Below are 11,680 nucleotides of genomic sequence, written 5' to 3'. Positions count from 1 at the left end.
TTCAAACTTTTCTTTTGCCATCTTAAAAATTTCCTATAAAAGAAATTAAAGTCCGATCCAGTATGAATCGGACCGAACTAAAATTATCTTACAGCGCGAGCTGCAATTATTGCCTCTGTAACGTTTTTGGCTGCTTCAGCATACTTGGAGAATTCCATAGAGTATGATGCGCGGCCCTGCGTTGCAGAGCGAAGATCAGTTGCATAACCGAACATTTCAGAAAGTGGTACTTGAGCATTAACTTGCTTCAAGCCGCCAAACGCTTCTTCCATACCTTCGATCATACCACGACGACGGTTTAGGTCGCCTACTACATCACCCATGTTCTCTTCAGGGGTGATTACTTCAACTTTCATAACAGGTTCTAGGATAACTGGATCTGCTTCCAGCGCACCATCACGGAAACCTATAGAACCTGCGATCTTAAAGGCCATTTCGTTAGAGTCAACATCGTGGAAAGAACCATCGAATAACGTTGCTTTAACACCAAGTAGTGGATAGCCAGCCAAGACACCTTGGCGCATCTGCTCTTGAATGCCTTTATCAACCGCTGGAATATATTCTTTAGGAACAGCGCCACCTACGATTTCGTTCACGAATTCGTAAGTAGGAGACTCGTCGTCCGTAATTTCCATTGGTTCAAGTTTAAGCCAAACATGACCGTATTGACCACGACCACCTGATTGACGTACAAATTTACCTTCAGCTTCCACTGAAGCACGAATTGTTTCGCGGTATGCAACTTGAGGTTTACCCACGTTACACACAACACCAAATTCGCGTTTCATACGGTCAACAATGATATCAAGGTGAAGCTCACCCATACCAGAGATGATGGTTTGGCCAGACTCTTCATCTGTTTCAACACGGAAAGATGGATCTTCTGCAGCTAGTTTACCTAGTGCAATACCCATTTTATCTTGGTCAGCTACAGTTTTCGGTTCAACCGCTACAGAAATTACCGGCTCAGGAAACTCCATGCGCTCTAAGGTAATCACTGAGTCACTCGAACAAAGCGTGTCACCCGTAGTCACATCTTTCAAACCGATTGCAGCTGCAATGTCACCCGCGCGAACTTCTTTAATTTCTTCACGAGAGTTAGCATGCATTTGTACAATACGGCCTAAACGCTCTTTTTTCGATTTAACAGGGTTATAAACTGCATCACCCTGCTTCACTGTACCTGAATAAACTCTAAAGAAAGTCAATGTACCAACAAACGGGTCTGTTGCAATTTTAAATGCTAATGCAGAAAAAGGTGCATTGTCGTCAGCTGGTCGAGTTCCTTCGGTTTCGTCTTCGAGGATACCTTGGATCTCTTTTACTTCTGTAGGCGAAGGCATGTATTCAACAACCGAGTCAAGCACTGCTTGAACCCCTTTGTTCTTGAATGCACTTCCGCAAGTCATTGGCACGATTTCATTGGCCAGTGTGCGTTGACGTAGCGCAGCTTTAATCTCAGCTTCGCTTAAGTCACCTTCTTCAAGATATTTGTCCATTAGCTCTTCAGACGCTTCAGCAGCAGACTCAAGCATTTCTGCTCGCCATTCTTCTGCTAGGTCTTGAAGGTCTGCTGGGATCTCTTCATAAGTGAAAGTCGTCCCCTGGTCCGATTCGTTCCAGTTGATTGCTTTCATTTTGATTAGATCGATAACACCTTTAAATTCGTCTTCAGCACCAATTGGTAACTGAATTGGCACAGGTGTCGCACCTAAACGGTTCTTCACCTGATCCACAACTGCTAAGAAGTCAGCGCCTGTACGGTCCATTTTATTTACGAAGATCATACGAGGAACTTCGTATTTATTGGCCTGACGCCAGACTGTTTCCGTTTGTGGTTGTACACCTGATGAAGCACATAAAACCACGACTGCACCATCTAGTACACGTAACGAACGCTCTACTTCGATAGTAAAATCTACGTGTCCTGGTGTATCGATGATGTTAATACGATGCTCATCAAACTGAGCATCCATCCCTTTCCAGAAACACGTTGTGGCAGCAGAAGTAATGGTAATACCACGCTCCTGCTCCTGCTCCATCCAGTCCATAGTTGCAGCACCATCATGAACTTCACCGATCTTATGAGAAAGACCCGTGTAGAACAGAACTCGTTCTGTTGTGGTGGTTTTGCCTGCATCTACGTGAGCACAAATACCGATGTTACGGTAACGCTCAATAGGAGTTGTACGTGCCATAATATCCTCTTAAAAGGTGTTAGCAGACTACCAACGGTAGTGAGCGAATGCTTTGTTCGCTTCAGCCATACGGTGAACGTCTTCACGTTTCTTAACCGCAGTGCCTTTGTTGTCAGCTGCATCAAGCATCTCTTGAGCTAGACGAAGGCCCATTGACTTTTCGCCACGCTTACGAGAAGCGTCAACTAACCAACGCATACCTAATGCGTTACGACGTACTGGACGTACTTCAACTGGAACTTGGTATGTAGAACCACCAACACGGCGAGATTTAACCTCAACCGCTGGACGTACATTTTCAAGTGCAGCTTCAAAGATTTCTAGGTGCGACTTGCCTGATTTCTCAGCAGCCACGTCTAACGCACCGTAAACGATTTTTTCAGCAGTAGATTTCTTGCCGTCTAACATTACTACGTTAACGAATTTAGCAAGAAGTTCTGATCCGAACTTAGGATCTGGAAGAATTTTACGTTGACCTATAACGCGTCTTCTAGGCATTTTATTTCTCCGGTATCTTCAGGTTCGCTTTACTTCAGCGACTCCCAAAACAAAATATAAAAATTTAAAATTTAAGTGCTTGGCCTTACTAACGGAGAACCATTAGCCCTTAGGGCGTTTAGCACCGTACTTAGAACGACCTTGTTTACGGTCATTTACGCCTGCACAGTCAAGTGCACCACGAACAGTGTGGAAACGTACACCCGGTAAGTCTTTAACACGACCACCACGGATTAGGATAACACTGTGTTCTTGAAGGTTGTGACCTTCACCACCGATGTATGAAGTTACTTCGAAACCGTTAGTTAAACGTACACGCGCTACTTTACGTAATGCAGAGTTTGGTTTCTTAGGTGTTGTTGTATATACACGAGTACATACACCACGTTTCTGTGGACAAGCTTTAAGAGCAGCAGAGTTGCTCTTTGTAACCTTGCTACGACGTGGCTTACGCACTAGCTGGTTAATAGTTGCCATTAAATAGCTCCTGATTAATTACTACTGAAAAATGAAAAAATCTGCCCTATTTAAACATTCTTTTATTCGAACGAATAAATGGGTGGCGGAATTTTAATGAGCAAAGATTGAGCTGTCAACCAAAAAATAACGGGCAAGCCTGATTTCTCAGGCTTGCCCGTTATCTTTTGCTATTTAGTGGGAAGAATTACTCTTCGCCACCTAATAGATCAGCGTTCAGTGCATCAGTTAATGCTTGAGTTGCCTCTTCAGCACTTACTGTTTGCTCTTCAACTGGAAGCTCAGCTTGCTTGCGACGGTTCATACGCTCTTGGTGATACGCGAAACCTGTACCGGCTGGGATCAGACGGCCTACGATTACGTTCTCTTTCAAGCCACGTAGCTCATCGCTCTTACCATTTACTGCTGCTTCCGTAAGAACACGTGTTGTTTCTTGGAATGATGCTGCAGAAATGAAAGATTCTGTTGCAAGAGACGCTTTAGTAATACCCATCAGCTGAATTTCATACTTAGCTGGGATCTTACCTTGCTTCTCTAAGTCACGGTTTGCAATACTAACGCGTGCCACTTCAACTTGTTCACCTGCTAGGAACTCAGTATCACCACCGTCTAGGATGATGCACTTACGTAGCATTTGGCGAATGATCGTTTCGATGTGCTTATCGTTAATCTTTACACCCTGTAAGCGGTAAACTTCTTGTACTTCGTTAACGATGTAGTTAGATACATCAGTTACACCACGAAGACGAAGGATATCGTGCGGAGACTCTGGACCATCGGCGATAACTTCACCCTTAGAAACCATCTCACCTTCGAACACGTTAAGCTGACGCCATTTCGGGATCATCTCTTCGTATGCATCACCCTCTTCAGGTGTGATAACAAGACGTTTCTTGCCTTTTGTCTCTTTACCGAAGCTCACAACACCTGTGATTTCTGCAAGTATTGCAGGATCTTTTGGCTTACGTGCTTCGAATAAGTCAGCAACTCGAGGTAGACCACCCGTGATGTCACGAGTCTTCGAACCTTCTTGTGGAATACGCGCTAGAACCTGACCAGGTGCCGCTGTTGCGCCATCTGTGATTTCAATCGTTGTGAATGAAGGAAGACGGATCTCTTGAAGACCACGTTCTTCGTTCTCAATGATTAGTTTAGGCTCTTTCGCATTAACCTTAGATAGGTCTTTAACAACAACACGTGTTAAACCTGTAAGGTCATCAGTCTGCGCTTCTGTGTTGCTATCATCAATGTCAGAGAATGACACTTTTGATTCATGCTCAAGAATGATTGGGTGACTGTGCGGATCCCATGTTGCAACGATATCGTTACCTTTAACTTCTGCACCATCTTGTACAGAAAGTACAGCACCGTAAGGTACCTTATAACGCTCTTTCTCACGACCGTGATCATCAATGATTGTGATCTCAGTTGAACGTGAAGTGATAACAATCTTACCGTCAGTGTTTAATACATATTTTGCATTATGTAACTTCAGGCTACCGTTATTCTTAACTTGTACGCTGTTTTCTGCTGACGCTCTTGATGCAGCACCACCGATGTGGAATGTACGCATCGTAAGCTGTGTACCCGGCTCACCGATTGACTGAGCGGCGATAACACCTACTGATTCACCTGCGTTGATGATATGACCACGTGCTAGGTCACGACCATAACATTTAGCACATACACCGTAATCGTTATCACATGTGATAACTGAACGTACTCGTACTTCGTCCACTGAGTGCTCTTCTAAAAGGTCACACAGTTTTTCGTCAAGCATGATGTTACGCTCAACAAGTACTTCGTCAGTACCTGGCTTTAAGATGTCTTCAGCAACAACACGACCTAATACACGCTCGCGAAGTGGCTCAACAACGTCACCACCTTCGATTAGCGGCTTCATTGTCAGACCGTCTAACGTGCCACAATCATCGTTTGTGATAACTAAGTCTTGTGCAACGTCTACTAGACGACGAGTTAGGTAACCCGAGTTCGCTGTCTTAAGTGCCGTATCGGCTAGACCTTTACGCGCACCGTGCGTCGAGATGAAGTACTGTAGTACGTTTAGACCTTCACGGAAGTTAGCCGTGATTGGCGTTTCGATGATAGAACCATCTGGACGTGCCATTAGACCACGCATACCCGCTAACTGACGGATCTGAGCGGCACTACCACGTGCGCCTGAGTCGGCCATCATGAATACCGAGTTGAAAGAAGGTTGCTCTTCTTCTTCACCCTGAGCATTCACAACTGTATCTTTCGATAAGTTCGCCATCATTTCACGTGAAAGGTTTTCGTTAACACGTGACCAGATATCGATTACTTTGTTGTACTTTTCACCTGCAGTTACAAGACCTGATTGGAACTGTTGATTAATTTCAGATACTTCCGCTTCAGCTGCTTCAATGATGCCCGCTTTCGTCGGTGGGATTACCATATCGTTAATACCGATAGATACACCAGACTTCATCGCGTAGTGGAAACCTGTATACATCACTTGGTCAGCAAACACGACTGTGTCTTTTAGACCTAGACGACGGTAACACTCATTTAGAAGTGCAGAAATCTGCTTCTTACCTAATGCACGGTTGATAAGCTCAAATGGTAAGCCTTCAGGTGTGCTTAGAGAAAGGATCGCACGACCAACAGTCGTATCTACTACAGAAGTCTGTTGTGAACGATCACCAGTCTCTTCATCGATAACTGTTTCTGTAATACGAACTTTAACGCGAGCATGAAGTTCAGCAACACCTGTACGGTAAGCTTTTTCAGCTTCTTTCGCATCTTTGAATACAATGCCTTCACCTTTGGCATTGATGCGATCACGCGTCATGTAGTAAAGACCTAATACAACGTCCTGTGAAGGAACGATAATAGGCTCACCGTTCGCTGGTGATAGAATGTTATTCGTTGACATCATTAGAGCACGTGCTTCTAGCTGTGCTTCTAATGTTAACGGTACGTGTACCGCCATTTGGTCACCATCGAAGTCAGCGTTATATGCCGCACACACTAGTGGGTGTAAGTGGATTGCTTTACCTTCGATTAGAACTGGTTCAAACGCTTGAATACCAAGACGGTGAAGTGTTGGTGCACGGTTAAGTAGAACCGGGTGCTCACGGATCACTTCGTCTAGTACGTCCCATACCTCTGGTACTTCACGCTCAACCATCTTCTTCGCAGCTTTGATGGTTGTCGCCATGCCACGGCGCTCTAGCTTACCGTAGATGAATGGCTTGAATAGCTCAAGTGCCATCTTCTTAGGAAGACCACACTGGTGAAGTTTAAGCGTAGGACCAACTGTAATTACAGAACGGCCTGAATAGTCAACACGCTTACCTAGAAGGTTTTGACGGAAACGACCTTGCTTACCTTTGATCATGTCTGCAAGCGATTTAAGTGGACGCTTGTTAGAACCTGTGATCGCTCGACCGCGACGACCGTTATCAAGTAGCGCATCAACCGCTTCTTGTAACATACGCTTTTCATTACGTACGATGATGTCTGGTGCAGCTAAGTCAAGTAGACGCTTAAGACGATTGTTACGGTTAATAACACGACGGTAAAGGTCGTTCAGATCAGACGTTGCAAAACGACCGCCATCTAGTGGTACTAGAGGACGAAGATCTGGTGGAAGAACCGGAAGCACGCTCATGATCATCCACTCAGGGTTGTTACCTGACTGGTGGAAAGACTCCATCAGCTTAAGACGCTTAGTGATCTTCTTACGCTTGGTTTCAGAGTTGATTGTTGGTAACTCTTCACGCATTTCAGCGATAAGCTGACCTAGGTCTAGTTCTTTAAGTAGATCAAGTACAGCTTCTGCACCCATCTTAGCTTCGAACTCATCACCATGCTCTTCAAGTGCATCTAGGTACTCTTCTTCGCCTAATAGCTGACCGCGCTCTAGCGTAGTCATGCCAGGCTCAGTTACTACGAATGATTCGAAGTAAAGTACGCGCTCGATGTCACGAAGTGTCATATCTAGCATTAGGCCGATACGAGACGGTAATGACTTAAGGAACCAAATGTGTGCAACTGGGCTAGCTAGCTCAATGTGACCCATACGGTCACGACGTACTTTAGTTAAAGTAACTTCTACGCCACACTTTTCACAAATAACACCACGGTGCTTTAAGCGCTTATATTTACCACATAAACACTCATAATCTTTTACTGGGCCGAAAATACGGGCACAGAATAAGCCGTCACGCTCAGGCTTGAACGTACGATAGTTAATTGTCTCAGGCTTTTTAACTTCACCGTAAGACCAAGAACGTACCATGTCTGGTGAAGCAAGACCGATGCGGATCGCATCAAATTCTTCGGTCTTATTTTGTTGCTTCAAAAACTTAAGTAAGTCTTTCACCTTAGCTCTCCTGTCGGAGTTAATCTCGAGGGCAAGCAATGCTTGCCCCTACATTCTTTCAGTCCGGGGAGCCGCAGCTTAGCTGCGGCTGTCGGATTAATTTTCTTCCAACTCGATGTTGATACCTAGTGAGCGGATTTCTTTCAACAATACGTTGAATGACTCTGGCATACCTGGTTCCATCTTGTGGTTACCATCAACGATGTTCTTATACATCTTAGTACGACCATTTACGTCATCTGACTTAACTGTCAGCATCTCTTGAAGTGTATAGGCAGCACCGTATGCTTCTAATGCCCATACCTCCATCTCACCGAATCTCTGACCACCGAACTGTGCCTTACCACCCAGCGGCTGCTGAGTTACTAGGCTGTAAGAACCAGTAGAACGCGCGTGCATCTTGTCGTCTACTAAGTGGTTTAGTTTCAGCATATACATGTAACCAACAGTTACTTGACGCTCAAACGCATCACCAGTACGACCATCATATAGCGTTACCTGACCGCTACGTGGGTAACCACCTAGCTCAAGAAGGTCTTTAATCTCTGATTCACGAGCACCATCGAATGCTGGAGTCGCGATAGGTAGACCACCTTTCAGGTTGTTCGCAAGACGACGAACTTCATCATCAGAGAAGCTAGCAATATCCACTTTCTGACGGCAATCACCTACAGCGTAAGCTTTTGCAATGAAATCGCGCATTTCGTGAATTTCACGCTGCTCTTTCATCATCTCTTCTAGCGTTTCACCGATACCACGTGCAGCCAGGCCCATGTGTGTTTCTAAGATCTGACCGATGTTCATACGAGATGGTACACCCAGCGGGTTAAGTACGATATCTACTGTACGACCTTTGTCATCGTATGGCATGTCTTCTACTGGTACGATTGTCGAGATAACACCTTTGTTACCGTGACGACCAGCCATCTTATCACCCGGTTGGATACGACGTTTAACAGCTAGGTATACTTTAACAATCTTAAGTACGCCTGGTGCTAAGTCATCACCTTGAGTAATCTTGCGACGTTTGTTTTCAAACTTCTTGTCGTACTCAGCTTTAAGCTCATCGTACTGTGCAGCAAGTTGCTCAAGATCAGCTTGTTGCTGTTCATCAGCTAGGCTTTGAGTAAGTAGCTTGTCAGTGCTTAATTCAGCTACTTTATCTTCACTTAGACCCGCTTGTACAAGCAATGTACGAACGCGTGTTAAGATACCGCCTTCAAGGATTCTGAACTCTTCGTTGAAGTCTTTCTTCGCTTCACGAAGCTGCATTTCTTCAACTTCTAAGGCACGCTTGTCTTTTTCAACGCCGTCACGAGTGAATACTTGTACGTCGATCACTGTACCAGTTACAGAGTTTGGTACGCGTAGTGAGCTGTCTTTAACATCAGATGCTTTTTCACCGAAGATAGCACGTAGTAGCTTTTCTTCAGGAGTAAGTTGCGTTTCGCCTTTAGGTGTTACTTTACCTACAAGGATGTCGCCACCTTTTACTTCAGCACCGATATAAACAACACCAGACTCATCCAGTTTACCAAGTGCAGACTCACCTACATTTGGAATATCAGCTGTGATCTCTTCAGGACCAAGTTTAGTATCACGTGCGATACACTGAAGTTCTTGGATGTGGATTGTTGTTAGACGATCTTCTTTTACAACGTTCTCAGATAGTAAGATTGAATCCTCGAAGTTATAACCATTCCATGGCATGAATGCTACGCGAAGGTTTTGACCTAGTGCTAAGTCACCTAAGTCAGTCGAAGGACCATCAGCTAATACGTCACCACGTACAACCGGCTCACCAACCATACAAGTAGGTTTCTGGTTGATACACGTATTTTGGTTAGAACGTGTGTATTTAGTTAAGTTGTAAATGTCGATACCCGCTTCACCTGGAATGCGCTCTTCTTCATTTACGTTAACTACGATACGGCTTGCGTCAGCATATTTAACAACACCGCCACGCTTAGCAACGATTGTTACACCAGAATCTTTTGCTAGTGTACGCTCGATACCTGTACCTACTAACGGCTTATCAGCGCGTAGTGTTGGTACTGCTTGACGTTGCATGTTCGATCCCATTAGTGCACGGTTAGCATCATCGTGTTCTAGGAATGGGATTAGTGCTGCTGCAACTGAGATAACCTGCTGAGGTGATACGTCCATATATTGGATGTCATCACGACCCATAAATGTCGATTCACCTTTGTGACGACATGGGATTAACTCATCAATAAATTCATTGCTGTCGTTCAGGTTCGTGTTCGCCTGAGCGATTACGAATTGACCTTCTTCGATAGCTGATAGGTAATCAACTTCATCGCTTACTACACCATCAACAACTTTACGATATGGTGTTTCTAAGAAACCATAGTCGTTAGTACGTGCGTATGTAGAAAGTGAGTTGATTAGACCGATGTTTGGACCTTCAGGTGTTTCGATAGGACAAACACGACCGTAGTGTGTTACGTGTACGTCTCGAACTTCGAAGCCTGCACGTTCACGTGTAAGACCACCCGGACCTAAAGCAGAAATACGACGCTTGTGCGTTACTTCTGAAAGCGGGTTGTTTTGGTCCATGAACTGTGACAGCTGTGAAGAGCCAAAGAATTCTTTAACTGCTGCTGAAATAGGTTTCGCGTTGATTAGGTCTTGAGGCATTACATTGTCAAGATCACCTAAGCTTAAACGCTCACGAACAGCACGTTCAACACGAACTAAACCAACACGGAATTGGTTTTCAGCCATTTCACCTACAGAACGGATACGACGGTTACCTAGGTGGTCGATATCGTCCACTTCGCCTTTACCGTTACGAATATCGATCAATACTTTCATTACTGATACGATATCTTCTTTGCTCAGTGTACCTGGGCCTGTATCTGAATCATAACCTACACGGCTATTGAACTTCATACGACCTACAGTTGATAGGTCATAACGCTCTTCAGTGAAGAATAAGTTTTCAAATAAAGCTTCTGCAGCTTCTTTCGTTGGTGGCTCACCAGGGCGCATCATACGGTAGATTTCTACAAGCGCTTCTAAGCGGTTTGTAGAAGAATCGATACGTAATGTATCTGAAATGTATGCACCACTGTCTACATCATTGATGTAAAGTGTGTCGATTTGCGCGTGACCTGCTTTAACAAGCTCAGCCATTAGCTCTAGTGAAAGTTCAGCATTCGCTTCTGCGATGATTTCACCAGTAGACTCATCGATGTAGTTCTTCGCTACTACACGACCAATGATGTACTCATGTGGTACTTCAAGTTGTGTAATTTCTTTCTTTTCAAGAGTCTTGATATGACGAGCTGTAACACGACGACCGGCTTCAACGATCACGTCACCGTCTTTGTCTTTAATATCAAATGCAGCTGTTTCACCACGAAGACGCGCAGGAACAAGCTCCATTAATACTTTACCGTTAGCAACTTCGAACGTTGTCGTTTCGAAGAACATTGCTAAGATCTCTTCAGATGTAAACTCTAAAGCACGTAAAATAATAGACGCCGGTAATTTACGACGGCGGTCAATACGTACATATAGGTTATCTTTTACATCAAATTCAAAGTCTAACCATGAACCACGGTAAGGAATAACACGTGCATTATAAAGTACTTTACCTGAAGAGTGTGACTTACCACGGTCGTTATCAAAGAATACACCAGGTGAACGGTGTAGCTGAGAAACGATAACACGCTCTGTACCATTGATTACAAAAGTACCGGTATCGGTCATGAGCGGGATTTCGCCCATGTAAACTTCTTGCTCTTTAATGTCTTTGACTGTGCCTGGTGCTTCTTTATCCATTAGCACAAGACGTAATTTTACGCGAAGTGGAGCAGAATAAGTCACGCCGCGAATTTGACATTCTTTTACATCGAATACTGGCTCGCCAATACGGTAACTTACGTATTGGAGCTCAGAATTACCCGAGTAGCTTTTAATAGGGAAAACAGAGCGGAATGCAGCTTCCAGTCCATAGTCGCCTACAGCGTCAGGATTCAAGAATTTTTTGAACGATTCTAACTGTGTAGACAGTAAGAAAGGTATATCCAAAACTTGTGGACGTTTACCAAAATCCTTACGGATACGTTTCTTTTCAGAATAAGAGTAAGCCATGGGGTTCCTCAGCTTG

At 44.4% G+C, this 11,680-nt stretch carries 5 protein-coding genes; all 5 read right to left on the bottom strand.

All coding sequences use genetic code 11. The annotated features are described in order from the left end of the window. Nucleotides 1-83 precede the first annotated feature (83 nt). Complete coding sequence (fusA, locus tag CWB72_RS13005; protein ID WP_138632009.1) at nucleotides 84-2,198, bottom strand: elongation factor G; 2,115 nt, start codon at nucleotides 2,196-2,198, stop codon at nucleotides 84-86. Between the two features lie 27 nt (nucleotides 2,199-2,225). Beyond that, nucleotides 2,226-2,696: a 30S ribosomal protein S7 gene (gene rpsG / locus CWB72_RS13000; protein ID WP_058028514.1), complete on the bottom strand. Its 471-nt coding sequence runs from the start codon at nucleotides 2,694-2,696 to the stop codon at nucleotides 2,226-2,228. A gap of 102 nt (nucleotides 2,697-2,798) precedes the next feature. Next, entirely contained in the window at nucleotides 2,799-3,173 is a 375-nt protein-coding gene (rpsL, locus tag CWB72_RS12995) for a 30S ribosomal protein S12 (RefSeq protein ID WP_010387308.1), read from the bottom strand. A 187-nt stretch (nucleotides 3,174-3,360) separates the two neighbouring features. Further along, nucleotides 3,361-7,542 carry a DNA-directed RNA polymerase subunit beta' gene (gene rpoC, locus CWB72_RS12990; protein WP_138632006.1) on the bottom strand — a complete coding sequence of 1,394 codons (4,182 nt, stop codon included), beginning with the start codon at nucleotides 7,540-7,542 and terminating at the stop codon, nucleotides 3,361-3,363. A 96-nt stretch (nucleotides 7,543-7,638) separates the two neighbouring features. Further along, nucleotides 7,639-11,664 (bottom strand): DNA-directed RNA polymerase subunit beta, encoded by a 4,026-nt coding sequence (rpoB, locus tag CWB72_RS12985; RefSeq protein WP_138632003.1) that lies wholly within the window; start codon nucleotides 11,662-11,664, stop codon nucleotides 7,639-7,641. Between the last annotated feature and the right edge of the window lie 16 nt (nucleotides 11,665-11,680).

The sequence above is a fragment of the Pseudoalteromonas phenolica genome (assembly GCF_005886345.1).
Classification (GTDB): Bacteria; Pseudomonadota; Gammaproteobacteria; order Enterobacterales; family Alteromonadaceae; genus Pseudoalteromonas; species Pseudoalteromonas phenolica_A.
Note: the sequence above shows the minus strand (reverse complement) of the source record. Positions and strands in the feature narration are given on the sequence as shown.